Source organism: Nocardia sp. NPDC004722 (assembly GCF_053601505.1).
Genome location: NZ_JBSGBY010001091.1, coordinates 1 through 771 on the forward strand (window position 1 = coordinate 1; position 771 = coordinate 771).

The window sequence follows — 771 nt, forward strand, 5'->3', positions numbered from 1 at the left end:
GCTCCCCCGGCTGCGCCACCAGCCGCCCGCCGATGCGTACCGGCAGCTCGTGTTCGGTGACGAAATCGTCTGTCAGGACCCCGATTCCGCTGTCCCCGGCCAAAAGCCGCGCCCACGTGGACTCCAGGTCCGCGCCGAGGCTGGTGGTGGCCGCCATCGCGGTCACCACGACACCGCCCCGGGTTTCTGTACCGATCGCTACACTCATGCCGACATGGATACCTGTACCACCCGCTACAGTCAACCCGTGCCCCGCCCACTCGACCACGCCCGCCGCGCCCAACTCCTCGAGGGCGTCATCGCCTACATCGCCACCCACGGCCTGGCCGAACTCTCCCTACGCCCCCTGGCCGACTACCTGGGCACCAGCTCCCGCATGCTCATCCACTACTTCGGCACCAAAGAGGCAATGCTGATCGCCGCCTTGGAAACCCAACGCCCCGACATCCCCGCCCTCTTCTCCGGCATCGACTCCCCCGAAGTCCTCCGCGACCGCCTCTCGGCCTCCTTCGCCATCAACACCGAAGGCCGTTTCGCCCCCAGCCTCCCCGTCCTACTCCAGGTCCTCGGCGCCGCCACAGTCCCCGGCAGCCCCTTCAAGTCCTACGCCACCGACGCCATCGAACTCCTGGTCACCGCAATGACCAACTCCCTCACCCGAATAGACCCCCCCCACCCCCACCCCCAAACCAACCCCCCCCCCCACACCCGGGAGTGTTTTTGAGAAAATCAAACCGGATAATTTTTTAAAGCAGGGGCCACGGGCCCCGG

Annotated in this window: 2 protein-coding genes; one reads left to right on the plus strand and one right to left on the minus strand. The window is 66.7% G+C overall.

Going from position 1 to position 771, the window contains the following annotated elements:
- Nucleotides 1-208: beta-ketoacyl synthase N-terminal-like domain-containing protein (locus ACWELQ_RS45945; RefSeq protein WP_452403237.1), on the minus strand; the 208-nt coding region annotated here is incomplete at its 3' end.
- 39 nt (nucleotides 209-247) lie between these two features.
- On the opposite strand from ACWELQ_RS45945, the gene ACWELQ_RS45950 reads away from it, so the two are divergent.
- Nucleotides 248-724 (plus strand): TetR/AcrR family transcriptional regulator, encoded by a 477-nt coding sequence (locus ACWELQ_RS45950; RefSeq protein ID WP_452403238.1) that lies wholly within the window; start codon nucleotides 248-250, stop codon nucleotides 722-724.
- Nucleotides 725-771 lie beyond the last annotated feature (47 nt).